At 60.3% G+C, this 17170-nt stretch carries 14 protein-coding genes and 1 rRNA gene; 4 read left to right on the top strand and 11 right to left on the bottom strand.

The features are described from left to right. The 11 genes from G463_RS0106505 to purC all read right to left on the bottom strand — a co-directional run. Positions 1–112, bottom strand: a 16S ribosomal RNA gene (locus tag G463_RS0106505); the annotation flags it as partial. A 355-nt stretch (positions 113–467) separates the two neighbouring features. Then, the gene (locus tag G463_RS19180) at positions 468–1379 is read right to left on the bottom strand and encodes an EamA family transporter (protein ID WP_051322024.1); all 912 of its coding nucleotides are present in this window, start codon (positions 1377–1379) and stop codon (positions 468–470) included. 101 nt (positions 1380–1480) lie between these two features. Next, positions 1481–2788, bottom strand: a complete 1308-nt coding sequence (purD, locus tag G463_RS0106515) for a phosphoribosylamine--glycine ligase (protein WP_026974514.1) — start codon at positions 2786–2788, stop codon at positions 1481–1483. Between the two features lie 17 nt (positions 2789–2805). Then, positions 2806–4395 carry a bifunctional phosphoribosylaminoimidazolecarboxamide formyltransferase/IMP cyclohydrolase gene (gene purH, locus G463_RS0106520; RefSeq protein WP_035486075.1) on the bottom strand — a complete coding sequence of 530 codons (1590 nt, stop codon included), beginning with the start codon at positions 4393–4395 and terminating at the stop codon, positions 2806–2808. Between the two features lie 34 nt (positions 4396–4429). Next, the gene (gene purN / locus G463_RS19185) at positions 4430–5074 is read right to left on the bottom strand and encodes a phosphoribosylglycinamide formyltransferase (RefSeq protein ID WP_051322025.1); all 645 of its coding nucleotides are present in this window, start codon (positions 5072–5074) and stop codon (positions 4430–4432) included. A 2-nt stretch (positions 5075–5076) separates the two neighbouring features. Beyond that, a complete protein-coding gene (purM, locus tag G463_RS0106530; RefSeq protein ID WP_026974516.1) occupies positions 5077–6114 on the bottom strand; it encodes a phosphoribosylformylglycinamidine cyclo-ligase in 1038 nt (345 codons plus the stop codon). Then, positions 6111–7565: an amidophosphoribosyltransferase gene (gene purF, locus G463_RS0106535; protein WP_245575717.1), complete on the bottom strand. Its 1455-nt coding sequence runs from the start codon at positions 7563–7565 to the stop codon at positions 6111–6113. Before purF ends, purM begins: the two co-directional genes overlap by 4 nt. Positions 7566–7592: 27 nt before the next feature. Beyond that, positions 7593–9854 (bottom strand): phosphoribosylformylglycinamidine synthase subunit PurL, encoded by a 2262-nt coding sequence (gene purL, locus G463_RS0106540; protein ID WP_026974518.1) that lies wholly within the window; start codon positions 9852–9854, stop codon positions 7593–7595. Further along, positions 9847–10524 carry a phosphoribosylformylglycinamidine synthase subunit PurQ gene (gene purQ / locus G463_RS0106545; RefSeq protein ID WP_026974519.1) on the bottom strand — a complete coding sequence of 226 codons (678 nt, stop codon included), beginning with the start codon at positions 10522–10524 and terminating at the stop codon, positions 9847–9849. The genes purL and purQ overlap by 8 nt, the downstream gene beginning before the upstream one ends. Further along, a complete protein-coding gene (purS, locus tag G463_RS0106550; RefSeq protein WP_026974520.1) occupies positions 10521–10799 on the bottom strand; it encodes a phosphoribosylformylglycinamidine synthase subunit PurS in 279 nt (92 codons plus the stop codon). The genes purQ and purS overlap by 4 nt, the downstream gene beginning before the upstream one ends. Beyond that, positions 10796–11515 carry a phosphoribosylaminoimidazolesuccinocarboxamide synthase gene (gene purC, locus G463_RS0106555; RefSeq protein WP_026974521.1) on the bottom strand — a complete coding sequence of 240 codons (720 nt, stop codon included), beginning with the start codon at positions 11513–11515 and terminating at the stop codon, positions 10796–10798. The genes purS and purC overlap by 4 nt, the downstream gene beginning before the upstream one ends. A 443-nt stretch (positions 11516–11958) precedes the next feature. On the opposite strand from purC, the gene G463_RS0106560 reads away from it, so the two are divergent. The 4 genes from G463_RS0106560 (at position 11959) to G463_RS0106575 (ending at position 17164) form a co-directional block, all read left to right on the top strand. Further along, the gene (locus G463_RS0106560) at positions 11959–13116 is read left to right on the top strand and encodes a hypothetical protein (protein ID WP_026974522.1); all 1158 of its coding nucleotides are present in this window, start codon (positions 11959–11961) and stop codon (positions 13114–13116) included. A gap of 262 nt (positions 13117–13378) precedes the next feature. Continuing rightward, complete coding sequence (locus tag G463_RS19190; protein ID WP_051322027.1) at positions 13379–14815, top strand: spore germination protein; 1437 nt, start codon at positions 13379–13381, stop codon at positions 14813–14815. 37 nt (positions 14816–14852) lie between these two features. After that, a complete protein-coding gene (locus G463_RS0106570) occupies positions 14853–15914 on the top strand; it encodes a GerAB/ArcD/ProY family transporter (RefSeq protein ID WP_169725435.1) in 1062 nt (353 codons plus the stop codon). Continuing rightward, on the top strand, positions 15911–17164 hold the full coding sequence (locus G463_RS0106575) for a Ger(x)C family spore germination protein (protein ID WP_169725436.1): 1254 nt from the start codon (positions 15911–15913) through the stop codon (positions 17162–17164). Before G463_RS0106570 ends, G463_RS0106575 begins: the two co-directional genes overlap by 4 nt. Positions 17165–17170: the final 6 nt, after the last annotated feature.

Here is a 17170-nt window from a genome sequence, read left to right on the forward strand (position 1 = left end):
TCACCCGTCCGCCGCTGACTTCCAGGAGCAAGCTCCCTTCCGTCCGCTCGACTTGCATGTATTAGGCACGCCGCCAGCGTTCGTCCTGAGCCAGGATCAAACTCTCAAAAAAGTTGACTCGCTCAAAACAACACTTGCGTGTTGATTCACTCTCTGTGCGTGTTTAGTTTTCAAGGAACCACTCAAAACAGCTCGAACACCTTACCACACAACTCATGTACTTGTCAAGTGTTGGGGTGATGTTCTCACCGTTTGCCGCGCCGTCATCGGAGCGACAATGTGTAATATACCACCCTGTCACGTGCGGATCAACAGGAAATTTCATCCTATCACTTATGCCTCAGGATACTCACACGTCCTTCCACAGAGACGATGAACACAAAACGAGCCTGCGCGATGAAACCGACGTGTCCATCCTGCGCAGGCCGATGCAAATCTCTGTATGATCTGTATGACATGATCCACGTTCAGGCCAACCGCTCATTCCAGCGCCGCTTGCGTTTGGGAAATGTCCATTCGCTCACGGCAATTCCCGCGAGAATCAAAATGACGCCAATCCAGCGCAGCAAAGATACGGATTCCCCAAGCACAAGCCAAGCCACGAACACCGCCACAGGCAGCTCTATCGAGCCAAGTACCCCCGCCATCCGACCGCCGGTATGGGGAATGGCAATCAACATCAGGCTGAGCGGGATGACCTGGCTGAACAGGCCGGAGACGAGGGCCCACCCCCACAGATGGTGCCAAAGCCCGGGCACCAGAAGACAGGTGGGCGGGAACGCGACAAAGATGGCCGCCATCGCGATGGTCCCGGTGAGGGCGGATCGAATCGTTGGGCTCACAGCGTCCTCGGCATAACCGGACATGTACAGCGTCACCGCATAACAAAAGCCGGAGGTGAGCCCCAACGCGACGGACCAGGGCGAGAAGTGCCCCAGGGCCTGCTCAAACAGGCCAACGGCCAACACGGTCCCGGCGAGTACGAGCATCAGCCCGATCCATTTTTGCAGAGACGGCCACCGCCGCGTGACCGCGATGTCAATCACCACCACCATCCACGCGAACTGAAACAGCAGCACAATCGCCAACGATGCCGGCAGATGGGTGAGCGCCAAATAATACGTGTAGCTCGTTCCTGCCGACGATACCCCCGTGGTGGCGAGAACGAGCCACTGACGGCGCGTGCGCGGAAACGCCCGACGCCCGCGCTTCAACAGGGCAATCAGCCAAAGCACCACCACGCCCACCACGTACTGTGCATCCGTGGCCTGCTGCACGGAGAACCCCGCTTCGTAGCCGGTTTTCATAATGGATGACACAAAGCCAAAGCTGCTCCCCGCCAACAATACCAGCGTCGCATACCACCAAACTCCGCGCACAGCGAGACCTCCCCAAGAAAAAGACCGGACAGAGGTCCGGTCACCATGTTTGACATGCTGTACATCCGACGGTACATGACTCCGGGCGCGCTGGCCGAATGCTAATCCGCTGCATCCAAGTGCAGCGCAATATCGCGCCGCAGATACTTCCCGTCAAAGTATATCGCGTCGGCCGCTTCATACGCAATCTTCCGAGCCAGCGCAAACGATCGGGCCACTCCAGTGCACACCAACACCCGCCCTCCGGCCGTTTGCAGGACGCCGTCGACCTCGCGGGATCCAGCGTGATACACGAGCGCCAAGCCGCCCGCGCCCGCCTGCGTCAGCCCATCGGCCGGCCACACAATGGCCTGCCCCGTCTGCGGCGCGTCGGGATAACCGGGCGCAGCCAACACCACGCAGATGGCCTTCTCCTCCCGCCACCGCACTGCGACGTTCGCCAGTTGGTCTTCGGTCACAGCCCATAGGATATCCAACAGATCGCTCGCGAGCAGGGGGAGGACCACTTCGGTCTCCGGATCGCCAAAGCGACAATTGAACTCAATCACATACGGCCCATCGGCGGTGACCATGAGACCCGCGTACAGAACGCCTCGATAGACAATCCCCCGCCGCTTCAGCGCCGCCAGCAACGGTTGCACAATCGTGTTCGTCACTCGCTCCACAAACGCCGGGTGATGAAGTTCCGGCACAGGCGCAAAGGCTCCCATGCCGCCCGTGTTGCCGCCGGTGTCCCCTTCCCCGACGCGCTTGTAGTCCCGCGCCGGGAGCATGGGCGCCACGGTCTCGTGATCCACGAAATACATCATGGATACCTCTTCGCCAACCAGACACTGTTCAATGACCACCGTTTGGCCGGACGCGCCAAAGCGGCCCTGGAGCATCATGTCATCCACAGCTGCACAGGCCTCGGCCACGGTTTGCGCCACCACCACGCCCTTGCCCGCAGCCAGCCCGTCCGCCTTCACCACAATCGGGGCCCCCTGCTGCTGGATGTACGCCTTCGCCGCCGCCGCATCGGTGAACGTTTGGTGCGATGCCGTCGGAACGCCAGCCTCGGCCATCACCGCTTTGGCGAACGCTTTCGACGCCTCGAGCTGTGCTGCGGCTTGGGTTGGTCCAAAGACGCGAATGCCCGCCGCCTGACAGGCGTCTACCATCCCCCGGGCCAGCGGCAACTCCGGTCCCACAACCACCAGGTCCGCCGCGATGTCGCGCGCCGCCTGGACGAGTCCAACGACATCGTCTACTGCCACCGGCAGGCACGTGGTCTCAGCAGCCATCCCCGCGTTGCCCGGGGCCGCAAACAGCACGGGACGCCGTTGACTCTGCGCCAACGTCCGGAGCACGGCGTGTTCGCGCGCGCCGCTGCCCACCACCAACACCCGCGGATTGTCCGGTATCCGCATCTCGTCTCCTCCCATTCTCAATGCAGGAAGTGTCTCCGGTGCGTGAACACCATGGCGATGCCGTGCTCGTTGCAGGCCGCAATGCTGTCCTTGTCCTTGATGGATCCGCCCGGTTGGATGATGGCTCGAACACCGGCTGCCGCTGCGGCATCGACCGTGTCGCGCATCGGGAAAAACGCGTCCGACGCCAGCACCGCCTCAGCCGCACGGTCACCGGCCTGAGCAATGGCAATCTGCGCCGCGCCGACGCGGTTCATCTGCCCTGCGCCAACACCGAGCGTCTGATCTTTGGTGGCGAGCACAATGGCGTTTGATTTCACGTGTTTCACGATGCGCCACCCAAACCGCAGCGCCTCCCACTCGTCCGCCGTTGGTTCGCGTTCGGTCACCACTTCGAAGCCCGGAGTGTTCTCCACATCAACCTGTTGCACCAACACGCCGCCAGAGACCCGCCGGTACAGCAAATCGTCCCGTTGCCACAGCGGCGCCTTCATATCCACTTCCAGCAGGCGCACGTTCTTCTTTTGCGCAAAGGCGGCCAACGCACCCTCGGTGAATCCCGGCGCGATGACGATTTCCAAGAACAGCGTGGTCAATCGTTTCGCCAACACTTCGTCCACCGTCCGATTGACCGCGATGATGCCTCCGAAAATCGAAACCGGATCTGCCTCGTACGCCTTTTCAAACGCCGCCAGGGCCGTCTCTCCCAAGCCGACGCCGCACGGATTCATGTGCTTCACGGCCACCACGGCGGCGCGTTCGAGATCATCCAGTGACCGAACGATGTTCAGCGCAGCATCGGCGTCCTGGATGTTGTTGTACGACAGCTCCTTGCCCTGCCATTGCTTCGCGCCGGCAATGCTGGCGGGCGACGGCTGCGCCTCGGCGTAAAAGTACGCCGCCTGGTGTGGATTTTCTCCATAGCGCAGGGCCTGCTTGGGGACAAAGGAGACCACAAACGGATTGGGCCACCGGAGGGAGGCATCCGCGGCCTCGGTCTCGGCGCTCTCCGACAAACCACCGAGATACTGAGCGATGGTGGCGTCGTACAACGCGGTGGCCGCAAACACTTTGCGCGCCAGCAAACGGCGCTGCTCCAGCGGAATCTCCTCTCCGGCCGCCAGGGCCCGTCCAATCCAGCCGTAGTCGGCGGGATCAATCACCGGCAGGCAATAACGGTGGTTTTTCGCCGCCGACCGAAGCATGGAGGGACCGCCAATATCTATCATTTCTATCGCTTCCGTCGGAGTGACCCCAGGCTTTGCAATCGTCTCCGCAAAGGGATACAGATTCACCACCACAACGTCGATGGCGGCGATTCCGTGCGTTTGCATGCTGTCCACATGCGCCGGGTCGTCGCGCAGGCTGAGAATGCCGCCGTGCACCTTGGGATGCAGGGTCTTCACGCGGCCGTTCATCATCTCCGGAAAACCGGTGTAGTCGCTGACCTCGGTCACCGGCAGCCCCGCTTGTTGTAAGTGCGTGGCGGTTCCTCCGGTCGACAGAATGCCGTACCCCGCTTTCACCAACTGTTCGCAAAACGGTATGATTCCCTGTTTGTCATATACGCTCACCAGCGCCCATTTCGCTGTGTGCAATCCATACATCCCCCTCAAACACGCCGGAGGCGCTTTATGTTTCCTAAATTTTGTCCGCAGCCGGTTCCATCCGCGCCAACATTGGCCTCCCGGACAACCAGCGGTTCACCACATCCGTCACCGTCGCCGGATACAACACGTGCTCCACCGCGTGGATGCGCTCCAGAAGTTCCGCCTCGGTCATACCGGAATCCACAGGCACCGACTGCTGCGCCACGATGGGGCCCGTATCCATCCCTTCGTCCACCAGGTGCACCGTCACCCCGGTCACCGCCACACCGGCCGCCAGCGTGTCCCGCACGGCGGTCCGCCCCGGAAATGCCGGCAACAACGACGGGTGAATGTTCAAAATTCGCTCCGGATAGGCGTGCAGCAGAGTGGGGCCAATCAATCGCATGTAGCCTGCCAACACCAGCCAATCCACTCTGGATTTCTGCAGCGCTGTCAGAACGGCTTGTTCGTACGCCGCTTTGTCGGGATACGTCTTGACGTCCACGGCGAACGTCGGCACCCCCGCAGCGCGCGCGCGCTCCAGCGCCGTGCATGCGGGTTTGTCCGATACCACCAACACAATTTCAGCGGGCCAATCGGAGTGGGCCCGCTCATAGTCGAGCAGCGCCTGAAGGTTCGATCCGGATCCGCTCGCGAAAACCGCCAACCGACAGCGTTTCTTCTCCGTTCCGAGCACGTTCACGCCTCCCACTGCACGGACGGACTGCCCGAGATGATGCGCCCAATGCGGTGGGCCGCCTGCCCCGCTTGCGCCAACGCGTCAAGCGTGGCGTCGGCCGCGTTCGCCGCAACCACGAGGACGTAGCCGATGCCCAGATTCCAGACGGCCGCCGCCTCGGTGAACGGCAGCCCGCTCTGTTGCATCAGCCAATCGAACACCGCCGGCCGGGGCCAGGCGTCCGCCTGGAGCACGGCTGCCACGCCGTCCGGCAGGCATCGCGGTAGATTTTCCGGCAACCCGCCGCCCGTGATGTGCGCCATCCCCTTGATGACAACGCCCACGCTGCGGACGGCCTGAACCGCCGATACATAGATGGCGGTTGGCCGGAGCAGTTCGTCGGCCACGGTGCCGCGCCAACCGGGCAGGGAATCATTCCAGTCCACGCCCGCTTCCGCCAGCAGCTTGCGCACCAGTGAATATCCGTTCGAATGTACACCATTGCTCTCGAGCCCAATCACCACATCTCCGGGGACAATGGCGCGCCCATCCACCAGATCCGGACGGTTGACCACACCGATGGCCGTCCCCGCGAGATCGTACTGGCCAACCTGGTACAGGTCGGACATTTCTGCCGTTTCGCCGCCAATCAACGCGCACCCGGCCTGTTTGCACCCTTCCGCCACCCCCGCCACCACGGCGGCGGCCACGTCCACATCCAGCCGCTGCACGGCCAGGTAGTCGAGAAAGAACAGGGGTTCCGCACCGCTGGTGAGAATGTCGTTGACCGACATGGCGACACAATCCACGCCCACCGTGTCATGCCGCCCGGTGGCGAATGCGATGTGCAATTTGGTGCCGACACCGTCCGTTCCGGATACGAGCACCGGTTCGGGATACTTTTGCAAATTCAGCAAAAAACCGCCGGAAAAACCGCCAATGCCCCCGAGCACCTCGGGGCGTCGCGTGGCACGAGCCAGCCCCGCGTACCGCTTGGCGGCCGCATTGCCCCGGTCAATGTCCACGCCGGCAGCCTGATACGCCTGCTTGCCGTTCACCCCGTCACCTCCTGCACCCGCACTTCATTGTACAACTTGTCGGTATCATACACTTCCGTCGGATATTGTCCCGTGAAGCACGCGTTGCAGAACGGATACCGCTCTCCCTCGCCGAAGCCAAAGGCGCTCATCATCTCCTCCACCGTCAGGTAGGCCAGCGAATCCGCGCCGATTTCCGCGCAGATTTCATCCACGCTGTGGGTGGCAGCAATCAGCTGTCCCTTGGACGACGTGTCGATTCCATAATGGCAGGCGTGTCGATACGGCGGACTCGAGATGCGCACGTGCACCTCGACCGCGCCGGCATCCCGCAGCAATGTGACGATGCGCCGACTCGTGGTGCCGCGGACAATCGAATCGTCAATGAGGATGACACGTTGTCCTTCCACCACGCTGCGCACCGCGTTCAGTTTCAACTGGACGCCCGCCTGACGCAGCGCTTCCGACGGTTGGATGAACGTTCGCGCCACATACTTGTTTTTCACCAGGCCCATTTCCAGTGGAATTCCGCTCTGCTCCGCGTACCCGGACGCGGCGGAAATACTGGAATCCGGAACGCCAATGACGATGTCACCCTGGGCCGGGTGGTGCTTGGCCAGTATGCGGCCCAGTTGCTTGCGCACCGCGTGCACGTTCCATCCGTCGATATCGCTGTCCGGACGAGCGAAGTAGATGTGCTCGAAGGTGCACATGGCCCGCTTCGTCACGCTTGCCGGCGGATACGAGGCGATGCCGGACGCGTTCAGCACAATCCGCTCCCCCGGTTCGATATCGCGCACGAACGTCGCGCCGATGGTCTCAAAGGCACAGGACTCGGACGCCAGCACGTACGCCTGGCCGAGGCGGCCCAGCGCCAGCGGGCGCAATCCGAACGGATCGCGCGCAGCAATCACCTGATGGTCCGACAGGAAGAGGTACGCGTAGCCGCCTTTGATCATGCGCAGACTGTCCTGCACGTTTTCCAACAGCGTCGGATACCCTGCGCGGGCAATCAGGTGGGCAATCACCTCCGAATCGCTGGTGGACTGAAACAGGCTTCCCTGCCGCTCGAGCAAGACGCGCAGGGCGTTGGCGTTCACCAGGTTCCCATTGTGCGCCACCGCCAGGTTCCCGTGATGAGTGGAGAACGTTAACGGCTGCGCATTCTGCAGGGTATTGCTGCCGGCCGTGGAATAGCGGACGTGGCCGATGGCCGCGTGGCCGCGCAACTGTTCGAGGACGCGTGTGTCAAACACGTCGTTCAGCAGCCCGAGTCCGCGATGGCTGTACATCTTTTCTCCGTCGACTGTGGCAATCCCGGCGGCCTCCTGGCCCCGGTGCTGCAGCGCAATCAGGGCGTAGTAGGTCAGTTCCGCCGCGCGCTCGTGGCCGAAAATCGCGAAGACGCCGCATTCCTCCGTCGGTTTATCCTCCATCTCCCGCTGTTCTACCGCCAGTTCTCGCAGTGGCATGAGTAGGCTCCTCTCCCGCATTTCATCTTACGCCCCCGGCGTGACTGGCACCTGCATGCGGTTGGGCAGGGCGTCCTGATACACCTGAGCCAGTTCCGCCACAGGGACGTTCACCCAATCCTCACACGTGGTGCGCACCACCAATCGACTTCCACCCGTCCAACCGATTTGACGCGCTGGTACGCCCGCTTCGGCCGCCGCGGCCAGAACCTCGGCCACATCGGTCGGACGCACCTCCAGGCAAATTCGGCTTGGCGCCTCGGAAAACAGCCAACCCGCCGCCCGCAGCGACGCCTGTGACGCGGAGAGATCCGCCGCGCCTGCAGGCGCTTCGACCACCACACCCATGCCGCCGCCGATGCACAGCTCCGCCAGCGTGACGGCGAGCCCGCCGTCGCTCACATCGTGCGCCGACACCACGCGGCCCTCCCGAATGAGTCGGTGCACCAGGTTCTGCAGATTCACTTCTGCCGCCAGGTCGAACGCCGGCGCGTCTCCCGCAGGCTGGCCGGCGAGCGTCTTCCAATAGAGGCTGCCATCCAAGCTGTCGTCTTCCACGCCGAGCAGCACCACCGCATGATCCGCCTGTTGGAACGCGTTGGGCGTCACATACCGCTCGTCCTCAATCACGCCAACCATGCCAATCACCGGCGTGGGGTGGATGTCCGCGCTGCGGCTCTCGTTATAGAAGCTCACGTTACCGCTGACGACCGGTGTGTTCAAAGCCAGGCAAGCCTCGCTCATGCCCGCCGTCGCCTCGGCGAACTGGTACATAATCTCCGGTTTCTCCGGATTTCCAAAGTTGAGGCAGTTGGTGATGGCCAACGGCTGGCCGCCCGCGCAGACAATGTTGCGCGCCGCTTCCGCCACCGCCATCGCCCCGCCTTTGCGCGGATTCAGGTACACGTAGCGGCCGTTGCCGTCGCAGCAGAGCGCGAGCAACCGGTTGGTGCCCGGCACGCGCAGCACCGCGGCGTCGCCGCCCGGTCCAACGCGCGTGGCCGCTTTCACCGTCGTATCGTACTGGCGGTAAATCCAACGTTTGTCCGCCACCGACGGATGGCCAAGCAGTTCTCGCAGCGCTGTCTCCGGCGCCGGGAACGTCTCCGGCAGTGCCACCTCCCGCCCCGGCAGCGCCGCAGGCGCCGCCACCGGCCGGTCGTACACAGGCGCTTCGTCCACCAGCAAGGATACCGGTACATCTGCCACGCACTCGCCCCGAAACCAGAGCCGGAGGCGGCCGTCGTCCGTCACGCGACCGATGTTGGCAATCGGCAGACCCCACTTGGCAAAGATGGCCTCAGCCACCGCTTCCTTGCCCCGTTCCATCACCACCAGCATCCGTTCCTGGGACTCGGAGAGCATCATTTCATACGGGGTCATGCCGTCCTCGCGCACCGGCACCGCGTCCAAATAGAGCTCAATGCCGCCGTCGGCCCGGCTCGCCATTTCCGCGGACGACGACGTCAATCCGGCGGCTCCCATGTCCTGGATGCCAACCACCGCGCCTGTCGCAATCAACTCGAGGCACGCTTCCATGAGGAGTTTGCCGAAGAACGGATCGCCCACCTGCACCGCCGAACGCTCTTTCTCATGCGGATCTTCCGCGGAGGCGAAAGTGGCTCCGTGAATCCCGTCGCGCCCCGTTCTCGCACCGACCACAAACACCGGATTGCCGACGCCGGACGCCGTGCCGCGAACCATGCCATCGGCCGGAAGCACCCCGACACACATCGCGTTGACCAGCGGATTGTCCCGGTAGACCTCGTCGAACACCGCTTCCCCCGCCACCGTTGGAATGCCCACGCAGTTGCCGTAGCCGCCGATGCCCGCCACCACGTTGGCGAACAGGTAGCGCGTGTGGGCCTCGTCCAACGTGCCAAACCTGAGACTGTTGAGGAACGCGATGGGCCGCGCGCCCATGGTGAAGATGTCGCGCAGAATGCCGCCCACCCCCGTTGCCGCTCCCTGATACGGTTCAATGGCCGAGGGGTGGTTGTGGCTTTCCATCTTGAACGCAATGCCAATGCCATCGCCGAAGTCGACGACGCCCGCATTTTCCCCCGGTCCCTGCAATACCTGCGGACCGTTGGTTGGAAACCGCTTCAGGTAACGCCGCGAGCTCTTGTAGCTGCAGTGTTCGGACCAGAGCACACTGAACAGCCCCGTCTCGACCCAGTTCGGCAGCCGTCCCAACTGCGCCACAATGCAGTCGTACTCCGCATCGGTCAGTCCCATGCCGCGATACAGCCGCTCGTTTCGAATTTGCTCTGCTTTCGGCTCAACCAACGTGGATTGCCTCCTTTGCACAGCGGCGCATCGACGCAAACAGCGCGCGCCCATCCGCAGATCCCATCCAGTCCGCCACCGCCCGCTCCGGATGGGGCATCATGCCAAGCACATTGCCCCGTTCGTTGAGAATGCCGGCGATGTCGAGCGCGCTGCCATTCGGATTGCGCCGGTACGTGAACACAATTCGCCGCTCTCGCTCCAGCGTCCTAAGCGTTTCCTCATCTGCCACGTACCGGCCCTCGCCGTGGGCAATCGGAATCTTCACCGTCTGTCCCTCGGTATACGCCGCGGTGAAGGGCGTATTCACGTTGTGCACTGTCAAATCCACCAGTTCACAGCGAAACTGCAGGTGGTCGTTCCGCAACAGCGCGCCCGGCAGCAATCCCGACTCGGTCAACACCTGGAAGCCGTTGCAAATGCCAATCACCAGCTTCCCTTCCGCCGCCGCCTCGCGGACGCCCTGCATCACAGGCGAGAAGCGGGCAATGGCTCCGCAGCGCAGATAGTCTCCGTAGGAAAATCCCCCCGGCAGGATGATGGCGTCGTACAAGCTCAAATCCCGTTCTTGGTGCCAGACTTTGTGCACCTCGTCGCCGAACGACTGAACCGCCTGCACCGCGTCGTCGTCGCAGTTCGATCCCGGAAAGACCACGACCGCCCACTTCATCGCGCCGCCTCCGCCACTGCGGCCGCTTCGGCCAGCGTGAATTCGTACGTCTCTATGACCAGATTGCAGAGCACGTCCCGGCAGATAGCGTCCACCTGGGCACGCGCCGCCGCCTCGTCCGGCGCTTCAATATGAAAAGCGACCGTCTTGCCCATCCGCAGATTCGACACACCGGTGTGGCCCAACGTCATCAGCGCCTGCTCCACCGCATTCCCCTGCGGATCGAACACGCTGGGTTTCAGCGACACCTTGACTTCCACCGTCCACAGGCTCATGCCCGCACCTCCTCGTTCATCCGCCGCCACATCTCCTGGTACGCTTCCTCCACGCCGCCGAGGTCCCGGCGAAAGCGATCTTTGTCCAATTTTTCGTTCGTCGCCGCATCCCAGAAACGACAGGTGTCCGGAGAGATTTCGTCCGCCAACACCATCTTGCCGTCCGCCGTCCGGCCGAACTCCAGTTTGAAGTCCACGAGGATGATGCCGCGCTTTCGGAAATATTCGGACAGCACACGGTTGATGGTCAGCGCCATCTGCCGCAATACCGCCACATCCCCGGCTGTGGCCCAGCCCAGCACCGTGATGTGGTCTTCGGTGACGAGCGGATCGCCAAGGGCATCGTTTTTGTAGTAGAACTCGACAATGGGACGCTGGAGCGGCGTGCCTTCCTCAACGCCCAGCCGTTTTGCCATACTGCCCGCCGCCAGGTTGCGCACCACCACTTCCAGCGGAATGATGGTCACCGCTTCGACCAGCGTTTCAGTTTCCGACAGCTCTTCGATGAAATGCGTGGGCACCCCTGCCGATTCCAGAATCCGGAAGAGACGATTGCTCATGCGGTTATTGATGCTGCCTTTCCCGTGAATCTGCCCCCGCTTCTGACCGTTGAACGCGGTGGCATCGTCTTTATACTGCACGATGTACTGCGCCGCGTTCCCCGTGGCAAACACTTTTTTTGCCTTGCCCTCGTAGAGAAGCGCCTGTTTGTCCATTTCGGGTCACCCCATTTGGAAATTCGGCGACGTCTGCGGACGCCTCCGTGCACTCACCTCACCTCCAGTGTACGGGTGATTCAAGAGTGGGTCAATGAAAATCACGAACTTTTTTATGGATATATTGTGTAACGTTCGGGAATAGCCTTTGTGGAACCCCGCGAACGCCACCAAAGAAATACGCGTTCCGCCGAAAGGGAGGTTATCTTACACAATTTCAGAATTGTGTAATGGAACATCACATATGTTCGGGTTTGGGCGGGCGTCGTCCGACCCGTGAGCAGCATCGCCAGGCCCACCTGCCTCCTCGTCAACGATCGCTTGATTGAGCATTGACTTATTTTCATGATTTTTCTATGTTAAATTGTGTTAAATATATAACTTGGGATGGGGGCAGGACAGGTTCAGTCTTGACCTCCCATTGTTCCATCGGAGGTATGTGTGTGCGGAAATTCCTCATGGGAAGCATGATTCTTGCCGTGGTGGCTGCTTCAGGCTGCTCACATATCAGCGTAGAGAATTCTGCTCGACAGAACGCAAACAACGCAGACAATGGCGTTGCAGTGAAAGTGCCCGTCCCACGATTCAAGACAGTCACCGATGTTTCACACAATGGTTCGGAAGAATACAGCGAGGCCCTTCATAAGGAGACGGGCCCATTGCATGCAGTTGCCTACAGCCCTTCTCTGGGATTTCTCGCAGAAAAGCAAGCCTTAGAAGTACCACAAAAGGCAAAGGTCAAGGTGGGTTATGGTTCTATCGTACAACTGGATAGTAACAAGGAATTGCCGCAGCCCTCTCCCATACTCGGATATGAACCGGACTACATAGAAGCGAGCAAGGACTACATTTGTTATGTATACCAGTCGAGTGGTATCGGTCCGAATGTCGGTGAACTTGTCTACGCGTACAACATCAAAACTGGCATATCCACAAAGTTGTGGAGCCCTGCAACCGGAACCAACGAACAACTCATGGAGTTTCAGCTTGAGGGGGACACACTGTACTTCGGCGTTCAAAGCTCAACAGGGGATACGGTCAAAGTTGAAATTCATCAAGTGGATCTGAACACCATGAAGCAAAAGGTCATCCTCATTTCCATGGGCAGCAAGACCGACAAGGTGGTTGAGGACTTCGCGGTCTCAGGAAATTTGATTGGACTCATCTGGACGCCAGCAAGTCATTTTCTTCCGGACGGCGGGTTCAATGCCAGTGAGCCCTATGATTTTACGATAGGTCCCGTGGGAGGTTCTTCTAAGGAGTACATCTATAGCGGAACCAACGCGAATTCCTTTGACATGCGGGCCAGCAATGGGCTATGGACGTGGTCCGACAAAACCAACGGCGTTGAATGTTATTCAAAATCCTCAAATCAGCTTTGGAATGTTGCGAAATACCCGTCATATGTCGCGACGGATGGTGTTTGTGTGTGGTGGAAAGCAGTGGATACCCCGGCATGTGGTGGGTTTGATACTTCAACACAAAAGAATTTGAAATTGTCCCATATCAACTCGTCGTTTACACCGATTGTATCCAATGGGCGTATCATCCTGTCCATGAACGAGAACAGTTATTTCTGGACCACAGCGAAACACGACTGACTTCGAGGTCCATGTGTAAGCCGCGAACCTGCTGTAATACGAACCAGGTGCTGCTGGAATGGATCTATAAGCGCGTTCGGAAGAGCCCATTTTGCAGATGTTCATTCTGCTGTCCATCATCCCCCAACTTGGCTCCATAATTCGCCGCACATGTGGATAAACTATCCATCGCATTTGGTCAATGGTGATATCGCCCTGTAGGAGTCGCCCCGGCTTGCGAAGTGTTCGGCCGGGGCGAAGAACGCTGGAAGGAGCTGACGGCATGAGGTCCACGCAACTGGTGTTGAAACACATGCGCACGGCCTACGACGTCGTTGTGCGCCCCGTGCCGACGTCCGGCGTGGAGATTGTCTACATCTCCAGCATCGTCGACCTCACTCGCGTCGAAGAGCGGTTGTTGAAGCCCTTGACCATGAATCCGCTGGGCCGGTGGAAGGATGTCGAGAAATGGGCACAAAGTACGCTCCAATTGGGAGAAGTGCAAGTGACCCGGGACGTGGAAACCACTGTCACCAAACTGTTTGACGGTCACGCGGTGATCTGCTTCCCGAAAGGCTACGTTGTCGTCAACGTCCAGGGGTTGCAGCGGCGGACCCCGGAGGAACCGGCGGCGGAAATGTCCATACGCGGCCCGCGCGATGGATTTACGGAGTCACTCGACACCAATGTGTCTCAGATCAGATCTCGCCTGCGAGATCGGAAATTGGTGCTGCAGACGTTTGAGTTCGGCACACGCACCAAGACGAAAGTGTTGCTGGTGTACCTTGAGGATTTAGCAAACCCGGGCATCGTGGAAGAGGCAGTCCGCCGACTGCAACGGGTGCAGGTGGACGGGCTGCTCGACAGTGGCGCCCTTGAACAGTGGATTGAGGACAACCCGTGGTCCCCATACCCCCAACTACAGTCCACGGAGCGCCCGGACAAGACCATCTCAGCATTGCTGGAAGGGCGGTTGGCCATCCTGGTCGATGGCAGCCCATTCGCGCTGCTCGCGCCAGCGGTGATGGTTTCGTTCTTTCAGACATCGGACGATTACAGTCAGCGCTGGTTCTCGGGTTCGGCCATCCGGTTCGTGCGCATCTTCGCGTTGGTGTTATCCATTTTCTCGCCGTCGTTGTATATCGCCTTCACGATGTACAACCCGGAACTCCTGCCCGTCAACCTGCTGTTGCAGTTGGCGGCGACCCGAGAAGGGATTCCGCTTCCCATCGTGTTTGAGGCCGCGTTCATGGAATTCATGGTGGAGTTGGTGCGGGAGGCGGGCAATCGGATGCCGCAGCAGATGGGCCAGTCGTTCTCGGTGGTCGGAGGATTGGTCTTGGGAGACATCGCCGTTCAGGCTGGCATCGTCAGCCCGATGATGGTGGTGGTCGTGGGATTGACCGCCCTCGGCGCGTTTGCCATTCCAAACTACGAAGCGGCCTTCGTCACGCGGATGATCCGGTTCCCGATGCTGATGGCGACATCCGTGTTTGGCATCCTAGGCACACTGGGATTTGCACTGTTGGTATTCGCACACCTGTCGGCCCTGAAATCCTTCGGAATCCCTTACTTAACACCGTTTGCCCAAGTGGCATACGTCGACTGGTCGGACACGCTGCTCAAAAGCCCCACCCAGTGGTCGGAGCTTCGTCCGGCGACCTACGGAAGTCCTCGCGGTTGGATGAGGCGCCGAAGATATCAGAGACGAAGAGGTTGAAGCTGCCGTAATGCTGAAGCAGAGAAACCGCAATGCAATGGCTATATTGACATTTGAAGCAGTGCTCGGTTCCGGCCTGTTTGAATGGGTACCGGCCTGGCTGGACCGGGTGCATACAGCCATATGGGTTCCGTTCGCGGCGTACGTTCTGGTGGCTGCGGTGCTGTCCCTGCTCATCGTAGATCTCATCCGCGCATTGGATCCGCAGAAGGCCCCATCAGCAACCGTGTTCGATGCGCTCATGCGGACACGTTGGTTATCGGCCGCCATCAACGGGCTGATGTTGGTCGCATTTCTTATCTACGCCGGTATCGCCCTTCGGACAGCGATTCACCTGATCAAGTACATCGCGTTGCCGTATACGCCGGTGCTGGTGTTGGCTGTGCTCTGGATGCTGATCCCGCTCCAGCTGTTCTCAGGGGGTTTTGATACCGTGTTGCGATTCGAGGTAGCGTTGTTCTGGCCCACGCTGATTGTCGCAATCATCATGCTGCTGCTTTGTTTGGAGGTGTCCGACCTGGCCAACCTCTTGCCGGTGTGGCCGACCGACTGGGGCGCGGTGGCCAGAACCCTGCCGCAGCTGCTGTACCTGCTCCCCGGGTGGATGCTGTTCGCCGTGTACCTGCCGTTGTTCCGTGACGCGAGCAGACACCTGGGTTCCATGCGGCTGATGGTGCTGACGGGTTTCTTGTCAGCGGCAGCGCTGCAGGCGTTAAACATCGGCATCGTGCTCGTCGATTTCGGGCCGTATGAGGGCGCGACGCTCAATTGGCCCATCGTGGAAGCCGTTCGCATACAACAAGAGGGCAGATGGCCCGTTTTGTTCCTGCTCCCAATCCTCGTCGCGGTCTCATCGGTCATCAATCTGTACGCATACGCAGCGTACCGGATTGTGGTTTGCTATACCCGAATTCGCAGTATGTGGGTCGCGGCTCTGCTGCTTGCCATTGTGATCATCCTGTGCGTCATTCCGGAGTCCTTGAAATATGTGTTTTCTGGCTATGCACCTGTTCTCGAACTGGCGGAGGCCATTATCTATGCGGCCCTCTTGGGTCTGTGGATCCGAACCAAGATGAAGGGCAGGCCGAGATGCTCGTGAAGCGAGTTCGAATGATGACCGTGGCCGTCTGCGTGGGCGTATCGCTATGGCTGACCGGGTGCTGGGATGGAGTTGATCTGCAGCAACGCGCGTTGGTCCTCATGATTGGCGTCGATCCGGCCGACTCGGTTGGCCCTTTTGGCTCGACGAGCCCGGTAGACAAAAACGGCGCGCTGATACCAGGCGCTGCAACCTCCCCATCCGAAGCGGTGAAGGTGACGGTGCAGTTGGCGCGGCCGCACCGTCTCGGCATCCCACCCTCGGGCGGACAGTCCAGCGGCTCTAAGAAGGATTCGCCCGTCATAACGGTGAGCGAGGAGGGACGAGATATCGGGGAAGCGCTGCGTCGGATTCAATTGTCATTAAACCGCACGCTGTTCTTCGGCCACCTGCAGGCGGTGGTCATCAACCGGAAGCTCGCGGAAGCGGGTATCCTGACCGTGTTGAATCCGTTGGTACAATCGCGGGTTGTCAGTCGAAACCTGTGGATGTTCGTGTCAGAATCGCCCACCGAGCAGTTCCTGAAGCAAACGCCGACATTGGACGTCATCCCGGCCATGTATTTGACGAACCTGTTTCGCAACCATGTGTGGATCAACCGTCCGTACGACGCCACCATTGGCGGATTTCACCAGCGTTTGGTTACGCCAGGGATCGATCCGTACACATTTGTCATCACAGGCATGGATCCGAAGTTGACGGCTCCGCATATCGACGGGTTGGCCGTGTTCTCAGGAGACCGACTCGTGGGCTACATGACCAGTTCGCGATTCACGGGGTGGTCGATGATTGAAAATCAATTTCCGAAATCCAAGTTGGCGTTCTCCTGCCCGGAGGATTCCGGAAAGCAGTTTGTCGTTGACGTGAAATCAGTGCACAGTCGAATGAGGGTGCGGGATCTGCGCCGGCAGCGGCCCTACGTGGAGGTGGAAGTTCGTTTGCGAGGGTCCGTGGAGGGCGGACCGTGCGTTCTGATGGAGACGGACGCGGAGTTGCGAAAGCTCCGGCAGGCGATTCAACAGCAAACTGCGTCCATGATCGCCAGCGCCATCCGATGGACCCAATCTCCACTGCAGTCCGACCTATTGGGCATCGGACGAGAGGTGTACCGGCACAGCCCGCGCGATTGGCATGGCGATGAATGGTGGAACCAGATGTTTCAACGCTTGGACGTACGGGTCCACGTGGACCCACGCATCGATTTCATTCAAACGTACCACCAATCCGGGCTCATGTACCGACAGGGCTGACGCTCG

This window comes from Alicyclobacillus contaminans DSM 17975 (assembly GCF_000429525.1).
Lineage (GTDB): Bacteria > Bacillota > Bacilli > Alicyclobacillales > Alicyclobacillaceae > Alicyclobacillus_A > Alicyclobacillus_A contaminans.